General features: G+C 67.1%; 17 protein-coding genes. 4 read left to right on the forward strand and 13 right to left on the reverse strand.

Annotated features, from left to right (window positions below; translation table 11 throughout):
- Nucleotides 1-46: 46 nt before the first annotated feature.
- Nucleotides 47-406 (forward strand): response regulator transcription factor, encoded by a 360-nt coding sequence (locus N536_RS0112495; protein WP_029113906.1) that lies wholly within the window; start codon nucleotides 47-49, stop codon nucleotides 404-406.
- Nucleotides 407-411: 5 nt separating this feature from the next.
- Here the strand turns inward: N536_RS0112495 and N536_RS0112500 are convergent, their stop codons facing one another.
- Nucleotides 412-1,065 (reverse strand): response regulator transcription factor, encoded by a 654-nt coding sequence (locus N536_RS0112500; RefSeq protein WP_029113907.1) that lies wholly within the window; start codon nucleotides 1,063-1,065, stop codon nucleotides 412-414.
- A 286-nt stretch (nucleotides 1,066-1,351) separates the two neighbouring features.
- On the opposite strand from N536_RS0112500, the gene N536_RS38285 reads away from it, so the two are divergent.
- Nucleotides 1,352-2,371: a GlxA family transcriptional regulator gene (locus tag N536_RS38285; RefSeq protein ID WP_051574453.1), complete on the forward strand. Its 1,020-nt coding sequence runs from the start codon at nucleotides 1,352-1,354 to the stop codon at nucleotides 2,369-2,371.
- Nucleotides 2,372-2,396: 25 nt separating this feature from the next.
- Here the strand turns inward: N536_RS38285 and N536_RS0112515 are convergent, their stop codons facing one another.
- The 6 genes from N536_RS0112515 to N536_RS38300 all read right to left on the reverse strand — a co-directional run bounded on the left by N536_RS0112515 (nucleotide 2,397) and on the right by N536_RS38300 (nucleotide 7,793).
- Nucleotides 2,397-3,050 (reverse strand): nitroreductase, encoded by a 654-nt coding sequence (locus N536_RS0112515; protein ID WP_029113908.1) that lies wholly within the window; start codon nucleotides 3,048-3,050, stop codon nucleotides 2,397-2,399.
- 30 nt (nucleotides 3,051-3,080) lie between these two features.
- Nucleotides 3,081-3,530, reverse strand: coding sequence for a cupin domain-containing protein (locus N536_RS38290; RefSeq protein WP_036436133.1), 450 nt, complete (start codon nucleotides 3,528-3,530; stop codon nucleotides 3,081-3,083).
- Nucleotides 3,527-4,465: an NADP-dependent oxidoreductase gene (locus N536_RS0112525; RefSeq protein ID WP_029113909.1), complete on the reverse strand. Its 939-nt coding sequence runs from the start codon at nucleotides 4,463-4,465 to the stop codon at nucleotides 3,527-3,529. Before N536_RS0112525 ends, N536_RS38290 begins: the two co-directional genes overlap by 4 nt.
- Nucleotides 4,466-4,476: 11 nt before the next feature.
- Nucleotides 4,477-5,736: an MFS transporter gene (locus N536_RS38295; RefSeq protein ID WP_081809178.1), complete on the reverse strand. Its 1,260-nt coding sequence runs from the start codon at nucleotides 5,734-5,736 to the stop codon at nucleotides 4,477-4,479.
- A 17-nt stretch (nucleotides 5,737-5,753) separates the two neighbouring features.
- The gene (locus tag N536_RS0112535) at nucleotides 5,754-6,392 is read right to left on the reverse strand and encodes an HD domain-containing protein (RefSeq protein WP_029113910.1); all 639 of its coding nucleotides are present in this window, start codon (nucleotides 6,390-6,392) and stop codon (nucleotides 5,754-5,756) included.
- A gap of 312 nt (nucleotides 6,393-6,704) precedes the next feature.
- Nucleotides 6,705-7,793 carry an alpha/beta fold hydrolase gene (locus N536_RS38300; protein ID WP_051574455.1) on the reverse strand — a complete coding sequence of 363 codons (1,089 nt, stop codon included), beginning with the start codon at nucleotides 7,791-7,793 and terminating at the stop codon, nucleotides 6,705-6,707.
- A gap of 93 nt (nucleotides 7,794-7,886) precedes the next feature.
- Here N536_RS38300 and N536_RS0112545 point away from each other — a divergent pair, with 93 nt between their 5' ends.
- On the forward strand, nucleotides 7,887-8,801 hold the full coding sequence (locus N536_RS0112545) for an alpha/beta fold hydrolase (protein WP_029113911.1): 915 nt from the start codon (nucleotides 7,887-7,889) through the stop codon (nucleotides 8,799-8,801).
- 10 nt (nucleotides 8,802-8,811) lie between these two features.
- On the opposite strand, the gene N536_RS0112550 is transcribed toward N536_RS0112545, so the two are convergent.
- The 5 genes from N536_RS0112550 to N536_RS0112570 form a co-directional block, all read right to left on the reverse strand.
- Nucleotides 8,812-10,026: a S9 family peptidase gene (locus N536_RS0112550; RefSeq protein WP_029113912.1), complete on the reverse strand. Its 1,215-nt coding sequence runs from the start codon at nucleotides 10,024-10,026 to the stop codon at nucleotides 8,812-8,814.
- 13 nt (nucleotides 10,027-10,039) lie between these two features.
- Nucleotides 10,040-10,465 (reverse strand): hypothetical protein, encoded by a 426-nt coding sequence (locus N536_RS0112555; protein WP_051574456.1) that lies wholly within the window; start codon nucleotides 10,463-10,465, stop codon nucleotides 10,040-10,042.
- A gap of 138 nt (nucleotides 10,466-10,603) precedes the next feature.
- On the reverse strand, nucleotides 10,604-13,060 hold the full coding sequence (locus N536_RS0112560) for an FAD-dependent oxidoreductase (protein WP_029113914.1): 2,457 nt from the start codon (nucleotides 13,058-13,060) through the stop codon (nucleotides 10,604-10,606).
- Between the two features lie 13 nt (nucleotides 13,061-13,073).
- Entirely contained in the window at nucleotides 13,074-13,997 is a 924-nt protein-coding gene (locus N536_RS0112565) for a choline kinase family protein (protein WP_029113915.1), read from the reverse strand.
- Nucleotides 13,998-14,003: 6 nt separating this feature from the next.
- On the reverse strand, nucleotides 14,004-15,278 hold the full coding sequence (locus N536_RS0112570; protein WP_197040133.1) for a competence/damage-inducible protein A: 1,275 nt from the start codon (nucleotides 15,276-15,278) through the stop codon (nucleotides 14,004-14,006).
- Nucleotides 15,279-15,374: 96 nt separating this feature from the next.
- Between N536_RS0112570 and N536_RS0112575 the strand changes: the two genes are divergently transcribed.
- Entirely contained in the window at nucleotides 15,375-16,043 is a 669-nt protein-coding gene (locus tag N536_RS0112575; protein ID WP_029113917.1) for a VTT domain-containing protein, read from the forward strand.
- Here N536_RS0112575 and N536_RS0112580 read toward each other — a convergent pair.
- Nucleotides 16,040-16,264 (reverse strand): hypothetical protein, encoded by a 225-nt coding sequence (locus N536_RS0112580; protein WP_029113918.1) that lies wholly within the window; start codon nucleotides 16,262-16,264, stop codon nucleotides 16,040-16,042. The two genes, N536_RS0112575 and N536_RS0112580, sit on opposite strands and share 4 nt — an antisense overlap.
- Nucleotides 16,265-16,277: the final 13 nt, after the last annotated feature.

A 16,277-nucleotide genomic window follows, 5' to 3' on the forward strand; every position in this document is an offset into this window, starting at 1 on the left:
GGCCATTCTGCGAAACTCGGTGGATGTGGGACTCGGGATATCTGCCGTGCGCTGTCTGATCGTCGACGACAGCGCGAACTTCCGCGACGCCGCGAGCAGCATGCTCGAGCGCGCGGGGATTTCCGTGGTCGGAGTCGCCTGCAACAGCGCAGAGGCGTTGTCGCAATACCGGGACCTCCGACCGGACGTCACGCTGGTGGACGTCGACCTCGGCGCCGAGAGCGGGTTCGACGTGGCGGTAGCGCTGGACGCCGCGGAATCGCCTGCGCCATCGGTGATCCTCATCTCGACCCATTCCGAGCAGGACTTCGCCGACATGATCAATTCCAGTCCCGCACTGGGATTCCTGCCGAAGTTCGCGCTGTCGCCCGGGGCGATCAGAGACCTGCTCGCCGAAAGGGCGTGAGGCGCTCAGAGCGCGTCGAGATACATGATCACCGCGCGCACGCGACGGTGGTCATCGCCCGTCTCCGGGAGGTTCAGCTTCGTCAGGATGCTGCGCACGTGCTTCTCCACGGTTCCCTCGGTGACCCAGATGCGCCGCCCGATACCCGCGTTGGACAGGCCTTCCGCCATCAACGTGAGCACCTCGCGCTCGCGGCTGCTGAGGGCGGCGAGTGGATCGTTGCGCCGCCGCGCCGAGACCAGTTCGGCGACCAGGGCGGGATCGACGACCGAAGCGCCGTTGGCGATGCGCCCGACGGTGTCGACGAAGTCCGCGACGTCGGTGACGCGGCTCTTCAGCAGATAACCGATCGACTGGCCGCCCGCCAGGAGCTCCATCGCGTGGTCGACGTCGACGTGAGCAGACAGGACCAGAATGGCGATGTCCGGCCATTCCCGCCGGATGGTCTTGGCCGCATCGAGCCCCTCGGTGGCGTGATTCGGTGGCATCCGGATGTCGACCACGACGAGCCCGGGTTGCAGGTCGCGGACCGCGTCGAGTAGCTCGGTTGCGTCGCCGGCCTGACCGACGACGTCGAACCCGGATCGCGCCAGCAGGCTGGACAACCCCTCGCGGAGCAGAACGTCGTCATCGGCGACGACCACGCGTACGGCACTCATTCCGACGATTCTCGCATCCGCGGGTTTCGGGCTCACCGGCTAGCAGGACTAGCCGATGGCGGTCCCCCGATCACGAGGCGTTCCGCGCCGCAGCCAGTCTCGCCATGGTGGGCGCACAACCCTTGAGCCAGAACGAGTTCAAGCTCGACCTCGGCAAGCACAGCGTCGTGCGCGCATTGACTCTGGCCACCGGCGCGGCGTGACGCAAGGATCTTGGCCAGCCGCTGAGCCGGGCGAACAGGTGAAAGGCCGCGGCGTGCCCGCACGCTTCGGTGAAGATGGGAGCATGGCTCCTCGCTCCACTGCTCCTGCGACGGCCCCACCTTCCGGCGCGAACACCGTCTCCCGTTGCGTCGCGTTTCTCGTCTATGACGGGGTGACCCTGTTGGACGTCGCGGGTCCGGCGGAGGTGTTCAAGACGGCGAACAGGTTCGGTGCCAATTACCAGATCGTGCTGGTGTCGCCGACGGGTGAGGACGTCACGTCGAACCTCGGGTTCGGGGTCGCAGTCGATGGCGCCGTTTCATCCGAGGACGCGCCGGACACATACCTGGTGCCCGGCGCCGACCACATTCCGCGGACGCCTGTGCCCTCGGCTCTGGCGCAAGCCGCGCTCATGCCGGCATCCGGAGCGCGGCGCGTCGCGTCGATCTGCACCGGCGCGTTCATCCTTGCCGCTGCCGGCCTCCTCGCCGGCAAGCGGGCCACCACGCATTGGAAAGTCACACGCGAACTCGCGAACCGATGCCCGACCTGCCGCATCGAGCCAGACGCCATCTACGTTCGTGACGGCAGCACGTACACGTCGGCGGGCGTGACCGCCGGAATCGATCTGGCTCTCGCGCTCGTCGAAGAGGACCACGGGCCGGACTTGACGCGCGACGTCGCCCGCGCGCTGGTGGTGTACATGCAGCGTTCGGGTGGCCAGTCGCAGTTCTCCGCTCCGCTGCAAGGGCCGCCGCCGCGTTCTCCGGCTCTGCGGAGTGTCACCGACTTGGTGACGGCGAATCCACAGGCAGACCATTCACTCACCGAGCTGGCGAAGCACCTCAACGTGAGCACCCGTCACCTCACCCGGCTCTTCCACGACGAACTCTCCATCACGCCGGCCCGGTATGTGGAGAACATCCGCTTCGACATGGCCAGGGCGCATCTCGACCAAGGACACACCGCGACACGAGCAGCGGAGCTCGCCGGATTCCCCAGCTACGAAAGCATGCGACGGGTGTTCGCGAGAGAGCTCGGGATCAGCCCCGTGGCGTACCAGCGTCGGTTCACCACAGCTCGCCGCGCGAGTTCTGGTTAGCACGTGAGCCTTTGACGATCCGCCGTCAGCTGTCCAGGAACGTTACGTTCGCCTCAACCGGATTGCGCGGTACGACGAGGTTGTTTCCGGCGAAGGCGGGATCCGGGTAACCGATCGCCAGACCGCAGAGCACCATCTGGTCGTCCGGTATGTCGAGCTGAGCCCGCACGACATCGGGGTACTCCGCGATCGACACCTGCACACAGGTACCAAGACCACGGTCAGTCAAGGCCAACAGCAGCGTCTGCAGAAACATGCCCACGCCTAGGCTGTCGACGAGCCCCAGATCGCGGTGCATGCAGACCACGGCGCCCACGGGAGCGCGGAAGAACTCCCAGTTGCGCAGCCGAGCCAGCCGCCGGGCCTCCGCGTCGTGCCGGGCTATGCCCATGGAGCCGTACACCAATGCACCGAGTTCTTGGCGCAGCGGGAGGAAGGACTCCGGAAGGCCGGTGGTCTCAGGAAATCCGGCCGATGCCGCTTCGAGAAGGGCCTCGACCAGCCGATCGCGGCGTGGCCCCGATGTGACGAACAGCCGCCACGGCTGCACGTTCGAGTTCGACGGAGCTCGCATCGCAACGGTCAGCGCCTCCTCGATGAGTTCACGGGGCACGGGTTTGTCGCGCAGGAACATGCGGGTCGACCGGCGGTTCCGTACGACCTCCTCGAAATCGGTCATGATCGTGGTGGCACGAGGAGCATCGGCCGCTCAGGGGCGGACATCATCGACCTTGAGTCGTTCGCCGGTGGTGGAGATGAAGACGACCAGCAGTTTGGCCGGTTCGGTCGCGCTGGCGTTCTCGGTCGCCAGGTGGTGTGCGCCCGGCGTTTCGGACCAGTTCTCGCCTTGGTGGTAGACGTGCGCGGGCTCGCCCTCGAGCTGGCTGTTGACCGTGCCCTCAAGCACATACGCGTAGACGAAGGCGTCGCCATGGCGGTGGGGCATTGCACGCGCCGCAGGCGGGAAGGTCACGATCGCCGATGTGAAGGTTTTGTCCGCGACGTTCGGAAGCGCCTGTTGGTAGAGAGGCGCCAGTGTCTCCACCGGGGGTGCCGAGGCAGTGTCTGCCGCAGGGTCGGCCGCAGAAGCGCCGCAGCCGGCTATGAATGCGGCGACAGCGGAAGTGAGTAGACCAGTGGTGAAACGCGCGGCGATCATCGACGTTCTCCTTCTTCATGTCCTGCAATCTGGATGATGGTTTTCCCGGGGATGCGTCGGCGACGGGCGAACGCGTCGACCGTTTCGGCGAGGGGCCGCACGGCGCCGACAATGGGCTTGATCCGGCCGTCCCGCACTCGCTCGGCCAGGGCGCCAAGCTGCGCGCGGTCGGGTTCGACGACGAAGAAGACTGCGCGTCCTTCCTTGGGCTGCACCGTCGGTGCCATGGCGATGCTCACCAGGGTGCCGCCGGGGCGTACCAGCGTGGTTGACCGCTCGAGGACCTCGCCGCCGACGACGTCGAAGACCACGTCGACGTCGCCAATGTCCTCCAACGAGTCGGCATTGAGATCGAGGAACTCGTGGGCACCGAGGCCGAGCACGAGTTCGCGGTCCTCGGCCCGTCCGGTGCCGATCACGCGGGCACCCACCTCGCGTGCTAGTTGGACGGCGATCGACCCCACACCGCCGGCCGCCCCGTGCACGGCGATGCTCTGGCCGGCGGCAAGGCCGGTATGGATGAATAGTCCTTGCCAGGCGGTCAGCCCCGAGATCGGCAGGGCTGCTGCCACGGTGTGGTCGATGTCGGCGGCCAGAGGCGCGAGGTTGCGCGCCTCCACGGCGGTGTATTCGGCCAGCGAACCGTTACGCGCCCAGTCGGTGAGGCCGAACACCCGTTGTCCCACTGTCAGACCCGTTGTGCCGTAACCCAAGTCGACAACGACTCCGGAAAGTTCGTGGCCGGGAACGCTTGGCGTTCTGTCGCGGCCGGCCCGGTCGGTCCAGGTGGCGGGCCACTCCAGTTCGCCTGGCGTGAAGCCGGCGGCGTGGACGGCAACGATGACGTCGTTCTCGGCGGCGTGCGGGTAGGGCAGTTCGGACAGCGTGAGCCCACCGACTCCGGCGTCACGGTCTTGGACGGTAATCGCTTGCATTTGAGGTCCTTTCATAGGGATTCGCAAATCGCGGAAGTGCGCCGAAGGGTTTGGTCGGGCCGGGAGTGGAGATTCCGAGCGGCGCGGAATGTCGCGAGCAGGGATATCGCTCCGATGAACGAGATGTACAGATAGCTCGTGGTCTGCAGTCCCCACGATGGGGCCGAGAGCCCGGCGGCGAGAGATGGAAGGCCAAGGGCCGCATAGCTGATCACGAAGGCAGCGGAAAAGACTTCCGATCGCGACTTCGCGGTGGTGGCTGCGCTGATGCTGCGGAGCGTTCCGTTGAACGTCAGGCCGACGCCCAGCCCGGAGGCGATTGATCCGCCGATGAATACCGACGGGGACGCGAGGACCAGGGCAATGGCCAAACCTCCAGCTCCCAGCGACAGCAGGACCGCTCCCAGCGCGGTGGCGTCTCGAGCGGGACGTCGCACGGCCCACAGTCCGCCAATGCTGTTGGCGATGAACAGCACTGTGATGCTGAGACCACCCGCGGCGCCGAACCCGAGGTGCAGAACATCGCGCATCAGCGACGGTGCGAGTGCGAGGAACAGTCCGGTGACCGACCACCCCGCGATGATCGCGGGAAGCGCGGCCAGAAACGTCCGCCGCGTTTCGGGAGGAACTCCGATACTCGGGCGCAGCGGGGCACGTCCCTCTGCACGCCGCAGGGCCGTCTCAGGGATCGCGAGCACTAGCGCCGCCAGTACCACGAACGCCAACGTGAGCGTCGGAAAGAGCTCCGCATCCGGACGAGGGCTCACCTGAACGAGCAACCCGGCCAGACCTCCGCCGACGGCCAGCCCCAAGCTTGTGCCAACGGCGGTCATCGTCGGCCCCATATGCGGGCGGCCCTCGGGGGACAACTCGACCAGCCCGGCGGCCAGCGCACCTGTCGCCGTACCGGTTGCGATGCCCTGCACCACCCGGGCCAGCACCAGCCAGAAGACTCCGCTGGCCGCCCAGAAGATCACCGTCCCGGCCGCGGCCACCAGAAGGGCCGCCACCAGCACCGGACGTCGCCCGAGGTGGTCACTGAGTGATCCCACCGTCAGCAGGGCAGCGACCAATCCGGCTACGTATACGGCGAAGACCACCGTCAGCATCGTCACCGAAAGGCCCCACCTCGCCAGATACACCGGATAGATCGGCGATGGTGCACTCGTCGCTGCCATCAGCACTACGTTGGCGAGGACGAGCACGCTGAACGAGACACCTCGACCGAGGCGACGGCCTCCCGTGAAACCACTTGCCGTATTCATCGTCATCCCAATGCCTTTGCCGGTCAGCTCGGCCAGGGCGAGCCGAGCATGCGCTCGACGGTGGTGGTGCGCCGAAAACCGGGGATGAAGTGCTCCAGAACGTCGGAGTTGACGGTTCCGTTGGTGGTTTCGGGGCGGTTCTTGAACCCGTCGAAGTAGGCCTGCAGGAACTCGTTCTTGAAATCGCCGCGTGGGTGAGCGGCGAGGATTTCGGTCACCTGGTCGGTGTGCAGGCTGTCGAGGCCGAAACCGATGACATCGGTCAGCACACCGAGATACGTGGCGGCGATCTCCGGGCCCATATGGTCCGGAATCCCCGGTGTGGTGTGCAGCGCGATGGCCGTCCACACGGTGTCCGCGGCAGTGGTGGAGAAACCACGCTCCAGCAGGAACTTGCGCGCATGATCTGCCCCGTCGACTTCGAAACGTTGTTCGGCATTGGAAAACGGCGTCGCGAGACCGGTGTCGTGGAACATGGCGGCCAGGTAGAGCAGTTCGGGATCCGGTTTCACGCCGAGCCGGTGAGCATGGATCTGGCCGAAAAGGTAAACCCTGCGGGAGTGGTGGTAGATGAGCGGGCTGGTGGTCTCCTGGAGGAAGCGAGTCGCTTCGGCGACCGCCTCGGTCTGCGGAACCTCCACACCCGCAATGTTTTCGGACATGATCTCTGCGCCTTCTGTTCGTGATTTCGGATTGTCTGCCATCCATGCTCGCGCTGACGATGCGTCCAGCGCTGCCTTCGTCTGGCCAGGAATCCCTCAAATCTGGACAGCGAGCCGCGTTACCACCCGACGAGACGCAGTTCGCGAAGGCAACACTCATCGGCTGGCGTCGCGGAGGTGCGCCAGGCGCAGGAAATATAGCCGGTAGTCTTTGCGCTGCAACAGATCTGGTGATTTGGCTGAAATCTTCGTAGGCTGCACCGCCGACATCGCCGGGCAGCACGGATTGGGGCGCACCGCGCAGCGGCGGATTTAGGCGCTATCCGCGCGCTGCTGAATTCGCCGCATCCACCACGTCCGCTGCGGGTGCCGAACCAACTCCATGTCCACGTGCTGAGGCTGGGCCACGCCGAGCTCGACGACCTTGTCGGCGGCCAGTTCCCGGACTCGAGCGTCCGGTGCGAGCAACGCCTCGTCCCACGCCGCCACGTCACGCCAGTCCTCGATGCCGAACCCGTCGGCGGCACTGCGCAGGACCTCACCGAGTTCGCCGTCGAGCAGCTGTCGGAGCGAGTCGGCCCCGTGGCTCGGGTTGGCGATCATCCACGAGTGGTAGGCCCTCGGCACCTGGTAGAGCGTCGCGTCCGCCTCCTCGGCGATGTCGCGTGCGCTGTCGAAGGGCACCACCATGTCCTTTTCGCCGTGCAACACCATCGTCGAGACGTGGTGCTCCCGCATCGCGTGCAGCAACGGCGTGTAGTCGCCGGACTGGATGATCGCGCGGGCCGCACCCGTCACCCCCGAAGGGCGCCGGACGTTGCCGATCATCACCGACGCCAGCATCCGCATGTAGCGGCTGCGCTCCGCGATGTCCAACCGGTACGCATCGAGGTCGAGGGCCATCCCCAGGAGTGCCCGCATCGCCTGCCGTGGCGAGCGCAACACCGAAGACACCGCTCGGTCGAACGACGCCCCCGCGGCGGCGTCGAACAGCACCGCGGCCAACACTCGATCGGGTGCGACGGCAGCGAGCTGGATCGCCATCCGGCCGCCCATCGAATGGCCGGCGACGACGGCCTGCCGAATGCCGAGCGCGTCCAGCGTGCGCACCGTCAGATCGACGCGGTCGGCGAACTCGCCCGCGTCGCGCGGCAGGTTTCGGGTGTCACCGTGGCCCGCCGCGTCGATCGCCACGACCAGAAAGCCGAGCCCCGCGAACCGGCTCAGCATGCGCACATATGCTCGCCGGCTCAGCGCCAGGCCGTGCATGAACACCAGCGGAACGCCCCGCCCGCCGACCGAAACACCGACCTGGTGCCCGTCGTCGAGCACGAGGACGTGGTGAGTCAGCCGGATCCGCCGATCCGTCTGGCTCGGGATCAGCGAACTTCCCTCTCGCATGGCGCTAGGGTTGCCACCAATCGGCCATGCAAACGCCCCGATCGGAGCGCCAACCCGGTCAGGCTGGCAAACCCTCCGTGCGACACTTTCACCATGGTCATGCCAATCGCCCGCCCCAAGCTCGAAGGCAACGTCGCCGTTGGGGAAGATCGTCAGATCGGGTTCGCCGAGTTCGGCGACCCGCAGGGCCGCGCCGTGTTCTGGCTGCACGGCACCCCCGGCGCGCGTCGACAGATTCCCACAGAGGCCCGCGTCTACGCCGAACTCGAGCACATCCGGTTGATCGGGATCGACCGGCCGGGCATCGGTTCGTCCACGCCGTTCCAGTACTCCAACGCGCTGGCGTTCGCCGATGATCTGCGGACCATCGCCGACGTCCTCGGCATCGACGAGATGGCCGTCATCGGATTGTCCGGCGGCGGGCCTTACGCGCTCGCCTGCGCCGCTGCGATGCCGGAGCGCGTCGTGGTGACCGGAGTCCTCGGCGGTGTCGCCCCGGCGAAGGGGCCGGATGCAATCAGCGGCGGAGTGATGGCCATCGGATCCGCGGTGGCGCCCCTGATGCCGGTCATCGGACTACCGCTGCGGCTAGCCGCCGTCGGCCTGGTTCAACTGATCCGGCCGCTGGGGTCGACCGCCGTCGACCTGTACGGCCGCCTCTCACCGGAGGCCGACCGCCAGCTGCTGGCGCGACCGGAGTTCAAGGCGATGTTCCTCGACGACCTGCTCAACGGCAGCCGCAAGCAGCTGTCCGCACCGTTCGCCGACGTCGTCGTCTTCGCCCGGGACTGGGGTTTCCGGCTCGACGAGGTGAAGGCGCCCGTCCGGTGGTGGCACGGCGACAAGGACCACATCGTGCCGTTCGCGCACGGCCAACACGTCGTGTCCCGGCTGCCCGACGCCGAGCTCTACCACCTGCCCGGCGAGAGCCACCTCGCCGGACTCGGTCGCGCCGAGGAGATCCTCGGCAACCTGATGGCGCTGTGGGACAGCCTCGACAAGGACTGATCGACCCTGGCTACTTCGGGGTCTTGCCGAGGACCTCGTCGAGCCAGTCGAACACGTATCCCTCGAACAGGGTTGCGCCGAGGCCCTCGCAGTGCCCGCCCGCACCCTGAGCTTCGGTGAACTGCTTGAACACCTTGTCGCCACCGAGATGCTCGTAGAGCAGCGAGCTTTGCGACGCAAAGTCGCCCTCGCCCTCGGTCACCAGAGTTGGACACCGAATGTCGGCGGCGATGCCCTCCAGCGAGAACGTCAACTGGTGCCTGATGAAGTCGCCAACCGCAGTCGCGCCCATCGCCGCCATCCGGGAGCCGTACCACTCGACGTTGCGCGGGCCGGTGAGCACGGCCTGCAGTTGGGCGTCGACATCCGGGTCGGCGGCCGTCAGCTTGGCCAGGAAGTCCTCCGGATCGTCGGAGCCGACGCCCTTGGCCATCACGCCGACGCGCGAGGCGAAGTCGTACTGGCCGGGGTCGGCGACGAGCGCGGCCACCCGGGGCTCGAACGCCGCCGCACGCGGTCCGAGATAACCGGCGAACGAGCGGCCGATCACCGCCACCGCTTGCGCGTCGACGCCCTCCTGCGCGATGAGCCATTCGAACGCCGCACCGAAGGGTGCCTCGAAGTCCGGTCGGAAGGGGCGCCGGTGTTCGAAGAGCATGCCGCCCTGACCGGGGCCCTCGAACACGAAGAAGTTGTAGCCGCGCGGCAGCGCCATGTAGCCGGTGGCGGTGTAACCCACCTCTGCCGTCGAGTCGAATCCGCACGGCGCCAACACCGTTGGTCTTTCGATGGCGTCGTCCGCTGGTCGGAACAGGTAACCGGTCATCGTCACGCCGTCGAACGGGATCTCGGTGCTCGTCCCCTGCCAGCCGAGCAACGGCATCGCCGAGCGGAACGCCTCCCGATGCCGGCGCCACGCGTGCTGCAGCCGCTCGTCGTCGAGGTCGTGCCGCAGGAAGAAGAACGACTGCCGCCAGTACTCCGAGGCGCGCAAGTAGGCCTTGCGGGCGGTGACGGCGTGCCCCCGGCTGTGGGCTTCGTCGGCGAGCGAGGAGGCCACCTCGGCCGTCGCCGACCATGCGGTGAACCAGGAGTCGTAATCGCCTGCGCTGGTGCGGCTTGCGGTAGCAAGGGCCTCACCGAGGTCGGCGGCCTCCGCCGATACGGCGATGAGCGTCCGGCCGAGCTGGGCGTCCATGTCGGCGTCGTCGAGCAGAATCTTCATGCGCCGCAGGGCCTCAACGCAGGACTTCGATGAGCAGCACCCATGTGGTGAGCATCGAGATCACGACCGCGGCGATCATTCCTGCCGCGACCCAGTACATGCCGTTGGTGTCGTCGGCCATCAACAGCGCGCCGCCGACTACGAACGGCAGGACGCCGACCTGATAGAGGCCGATCTCCTGGACGAGCTGCCCGACCGGCCGCTCGTGTTGGGCGCGCGTCGCGATCTTGACCCAGGCGGCCCGCGCGGTGATCAGCCACGTCAATACCGCGAAGCCGATGGTCTCGACGCCGAACGCCAGCATGCTCTGCGGCCGCATCAGGCCGGCGATGGAGACGACGAGCACGAGCACCAGCAACGCGATCGACGTCGCCGCCCGCGACGGCAACCACGGATACTTCAGGATCTCGCCGATGTTGGTGGCGATCGCGACCGTCACCAAACCGGCCAGCGCGGCGGACGCTCCGGCTGTTGCGACGAGCAGGTCCTTCCACGCCTCGAGCGCTTCAAAGACGGTGATGCGATCAGCCTCCCTCGGTCCGTTTCACGGAATCGTATACGTGCGGGCGTACCGGACTCAGCGGATCCTGGCATTGGTCGGATCGTAGATGGGCTTGAGCGACACGGAGATTGGGTGCAGCGTGCCACCGACGTTCACCTGATAGTCGCCCGCTGCGATCCACTGCGCGTCGACGGGAACGTGGTCGGGAGACCGGACGTAGGCGAGGCCGACGCACGCCCCCGTCGTCTCGCCCCACGCCGCCGAGGTCACCTGGCCGGCGACGAGGCCGTTGCGCAGCACCAGTTCGCCGCCCCACAGCATGGCTTCCGCTGATCCGACGGAGAACCCGACCAGCCGCCGGCGCGGGCCGTCGGCCTTGGCCTTCTCGACCGCGGCGCGGCCAAGGAAGTCGACGTCGGTTTTGAGTTTGCACGCGAACAGCAGCCCGGCCTCGACCGGATTGTCGTTGGGGGTCAACTCGCGACCGAAGGCGCGGTAACCCTTCTCCAGTCGCAACGATTCGATTGCGTAGTAGCCACCGCGCGTCACGCCGAACGGCTCACCCGCAGACATCAGATCCTCGTAGACGCCGACCGCGAATTCGGTTGGCACGTAGAGCTCCCACCCGAGTTCGCCCACGTACGTGATGCGCGTCGCGCGGATCGTCGAATAGCCCAACGTGATTGGCCGGCTGGTGCTGAACGGGAAGGCGTCGTCGGACAGATCGGCATCGGTGAGCGTCGCCAGCAGGTCACGGGAGGCGGGCCCCATCACGCCGAACACCGCCAGCGCTGAGGTGACGTCGACGAGCCGTGCGTGGCAGCCGGGCGGTAGGTTGCGGCGAACGTGGTCCTTGTCCCGCTCGGTGGTGGCCGCGCTGCTGACGATCAGGAACTCGTCCTCGGCCGTTCGGGTTACGGTGACGTCGGACTCGTAGGTGCCGCGCTCGTTGAGCATGCCGGTGTAGACGGTCCTGCCGACGTCCACGGCCATGTCGGCGGTGCACAGCCACTGCAACGCGGCTTCCGCGTCGTCGCCGACCATCAGATACTTCGAGAACGAGGTCTGGTCGAACACCGTCACCCCGGTGCGTGTGCTGGTCTGCTCGGCAGCCGACCAGGGTAGCCAGTTCTGCTTGCCCCACGAGTACTCGATGGTCGGTTCGCGGCCGGGCGGGGCGAAGAAGTTGGCCCGCTCCCACCCCATCCGGCTACCGAAGTTGGCACCAGCCTCAACTAGGAGATGGTGGACCGGCGAGCGGCGAAACGGCCGCGCCGTGGCCATTTCCCGGTTGGGCCAAGGCACTTCGTAGTGCAGGCCGAGGATCTCGGCGACCCGGTCGTGCAGCCACCTGTTGTTGCCGTTGAACGGGGCGAACCGCCTGATGTCCACGCTGGTCAGGTCGGTGGTGGGCGAACCGTTCACGATCCACTCGGCCAGCGCCCGACCCGCACCGCCTGCCGACGCGATGCCCACCGAATTGAAACCCGCTGCGACGAAGAAGTTCGCGCACTCGGGTGCCTCGCCGAGAATGAACTGGTTGTCGGGTGTGAAGCTCTCCGGCCCGTTGTAGAACTTCTTGATGCCGGTCTCCTCCAGCGCGGGAATCCGCAACAGGGCGTTGTCCATGAGGATCTGGAAGTGGTCCCAATCCTCTTCCAGCAGCTGGAATTCGAACGGATACGGAATCGCGTCGGGACTCACCCACGGTTTCGCCTCCGGCTCGAAGCCGCCGATGACCAGACCACCGACCTCCTCCTTGAAGTAGGTGTAGCCGTCGGGGTCGCGCAGGATGGGCATGTCGGTGTGCACCCCGGCGATGGTGTCGGTGACGACGTAGAAGTGCTCGGCGGAGTGCAGTGGGACGTTGACCCCCGCCATCGAGCCGACCTGCTTGGCCCACTGGCCCGCGCAGTTCACGACGATGTCGGCTTCGATCTCACCGATGTCGGTGCGCACCCCGGTGACTCTGCCGCCGTCCGTCAGCACGCCGACCACCCGGGTGTGTTCGACGATCCGGGCGCCTCGCAGCCGCGCCCCCTTCGCCAGCGCGAGCGTCAGATCAGTTGGGTTGGCCTTGCCGTCGGCGGGCAGCCAGATGGCACCCACCAGGTCGTCGACGCGCATCACCGGGTAACGCTCGAGAGCCTCTGCAGGAGTGAGCAATTCACACTCGAGGTCGAACGCCGCAGCGTTGGCGGCAGTTCGGCGAAGCTGGATCATGCGGTCCTCGGTCCGCGCGACCGTCACCCCGCCGCATTGCTTGTAACCCGCGGTGAGCCCGGTTTCGTCCTCGAGTTCGGTATAGAGCTGGGTGGAGTACTGCACCAGCCGGGTGCCGCTCTCGGATGCCCGTAGCTGACCGACGAGACCAGCGGCGTGCCAGGTGGTTCCGGACGACAGTTGGCCCTGTTCGACCAGCACGACGTCGGTGTGGCCGAGTTTGGTGAGGTGGTAGGCCACGCTGGTGCCGATGACGCCGCCGCCGATGACGACGACCTGGGCACGCGTGGGCAGGGACTTCGTCGGCATGCTCATCGCCCTTCTAGCCCGTGGCCGCAACGTCGTCGAGCAGGGAAGAGAAGTCCGGGCCCTTGAACTCGGCGACGGCACCCTCGTACCGTTCCATCCCCCAGCCCCAGAAGTCGAAGTCGAGTGGGCTGGAGCCACTTTGGATGCAACCCCACAATGCCCAGCCGTACATGCCTGCGATGCCCTGGAGCCGAGCGCGGGCGATCTTGTGCCGTAGTCGGCGTCCGTAGTAGGCCGTGACCAGTTCTTCGCGCTGGTCGGCGTCGAGCTGACATTCACAGGAGGTGTTGCCCAGCTCGAAGCACGGGTCGTTGTTGCCGGAGTACTCGTAGTCGATCAGCCAGACGCGGTCGCCGTCCTCGACGAAGTTCGCCGCGAGAAGATCGTTGTTGCACGGGACCGTCGTCCGATCGGTCGCCGACAGCACCCGGTGGATGGCGTCGAACTGGTCGGCGAAGTCGAGGTAGTCATCCGGAAGTCGGAAGCCATTGTCCCGAACCACCTTCAGGTAGGCAGGCTGCAATTCGAACATGTCGAAGTCGTTGCGGAACCGCGGGCCTCGATGCAGCGCACGGCAGGCGGCGGCGACCTTGGCGATGACGCCCGGGCGCGCGAAGTCCTCGTTGGACAGGGTCGTGCCGTTCAGGTACCCGATCAGCAGGATGCCCAGATCGGGGCGGTAGTCGATCACCGGCGCGCCCACCCCGGCCACCTCGGCCGCCTTGCTGTTGTAGTGCTCGTTGTCACGGTCGATGCCGAGCAGGTTCGACGACGTGCCGCAACATCGAGCGACGTAAACCCGTGTGGAAGTGGTGATCTTGACGTTGCGGTTGGTCAGGCCGCCGGGCAGGTCCTCGAGTTGTCGCGGCTGTCCCGCGAGGGCCGGAAGTTGGTCCAGCAGTTCGTTGAGCTCGGCATCGGTGAGCGTGAACGACACGCCGGCTCAATCCGCGTCGTTCAGTGCCCGCCGGAGCAGGTGCATCGCGACGGTCGTCGATCGCTCCCGGACGTCCGAACGGTCACCGGGTAGCCGCAGCGTCCTGGTCAGCGTCCGGCCGTCGCCGAGCATGACGCAGAAGCAGACCGTCCCGACCGGCTTCTCCGGCGTTCCCCCACCGGGGCCGGCGATTCCGGTGGTTGCCACCGCGGTGTCCGCGCCGAAGCGCTTCAACGCGCCCGCGGCCATCGCCTCGGCGACGGGTTCCGACACCGCACCGTGCGCCTCCAAGAGCGCGGGGTCGACGCCCAGCAGGTCGGTCTTGGCCTGATTCGAGTAGGACACCACGCCGCCCGCCACGTACTCGGACGAGCCGGGCCGGTCCGTCAGCCGCGCCGCGATCATGCCCGCCGTGCACGACTCGGCCGTCGCGATGGTCCGGCCCGCCAACAGCGCGGCGACCTGATCGTCGACGAGCGCGCCGTCGGTCGAGAACAGTTCCTGACCGTGGCGTTCCCGTAGCAGCGCAACGAGATCCGCGTAGACGTCGGCGGCGTCGGGTTCGTAGCGCGTGACGATCTCCAGCTCGCCGCGGCGAAGACAGGTGGTGATCTCCAGGCGCTCGAAGCCGCTCAGGGTCTGCTCGGCGTCCCGCAGCGTCTCGGCCAGTCCCGACTCGGGTAGCCCGAACATCCGGATCGTCTCCTGGCGGTACACGGTCCGGCCCGCGATCGCCGCCTGCACGGCCGGGCTCTGGATGGCGGCCGACCACATGGGCTGTAGCTCGCGTGGCGGTCCCGGCAGCACGACGACCGTCGGTGTGCCCGGCACCACCACGCCCGGCGCGGTTCCGACCGGGGTGAGTACTTCGGCCCCCACCGGAACCATGGCCTGCTTGCGATTCGCGGCCATCACCGCCTCGAAGTCCACTCCGGAGCGACGTTGCATCAGCCGCTTCAGGATGTCCGCGATGGTCGCCTCGAGTTCGACGTCCAGCATCAGCTCGCGGTCACAGAAGCGGGCGACGGTTGCGACCGTCATGTCGTCGGCGGTGGGACCGAGCCCACCGCTGGTGATGATGAGGTCGACGCCCTCGGCTGCCAGGAACCGCAGTTGCGCCTCGATGTCCTGGGGTCGGTCACCGCAGATCGTGATGTGGGCGAGTTCGACGCCGAGTTCGAGCAGGCGGTCAGCCAGCCATGGGCCGTTCCTGTCCTGGACCCGCCCCGTCAGTACCTCGGTTCCGGTGACGACGATGCCCGCGCGTGCGCTCACGGGTATGACATTACGACGCCGACAACTCATCCCGATGGCGCACGAGCCGTAGTCGGTCTGCGTTCAACGGATGGCAACGTCGGCGGACTAAGTTCGGCGGCCGTGACGAGCACCATCATGGCCCTGCCCCAGCTGATGGACCCGATGTACTGGCTGGCCGACGGCGGCCCGTTCGCGTCGGCAGTGCTGCCCGGCGTGATGCTCATCGTCTTCATCGAGATCGGACTGATGTTCCCGTTCCTGCCGGGTGACACTTTGTTGTTCACGGCGGGGCTGCTCGCCGCACAGCCGCACGCACCGGTGGACGTATGGACCATCGCGCCGTGCGCTGCCGCCGCCGCCGTGATCGGCGGGCAGCTGGGCTACGTCATCGGCCGACGGCTGGGACCGGCGCTGTTCAAGAAGGAGGACGCCCGCTTCTTCAAGAAGCACTATCTGACGTCGTCGCGACGGTTCTTCGAACGGCACGGCCGCAAGACCATCGTGATCGGGCACTTCGTCGGCGTGGTGCGGACGTTCACCCCCGTGATCGCCGGCGCCTCGGGAATGCGCTACTCGCTGTTCCTCGCCTACGACGTGGTGGGCGCGATCGCGTGGGGCGTCGGACTGACCGTCGTCGGGTACCACCTGGGCGGCGTGCCGTTCGTGGGAGCCAATCTCGAGTTGATGGTCCTCGGCATCGCGGTCCTGTCGGTGCTGCCGGTCGCTGCGTCAGTGGTGCGGGCGGTGCTGGTTCGGCGGGCCGCCGGGCGCGCGGCTGAGTTGGGCTAGGCCGACAGCCACTTCTTGACGGTGGCGAGGTCGCGGGAGTACTGCTCCATGACGTCGTCGTGGAAGCGCGATCCCCCGCTGATGGCGTCGTTGCCCTGCCAGATCACCCGCACCCTGGACAAGCCGCGCAGGTAGACGTCGATGCGGTCGATCTCGCGGCGCTGCCAGCCCGCGGCCGCGGTGGCCTGGGCGAGCGCGGTGCGCTCGTCGGTTGCGGTCATTGAATCTCTCCTC

The sequence above is a fragment of the Mycobacterium sp. URHB0044 genome (genome assembly GCF_000620625.1).
Lineage (GTDB): Bacteria > Actinomycetota > Actinomycetes > Mycobacteriales > Mycobacteriaceae > Mycobacterium.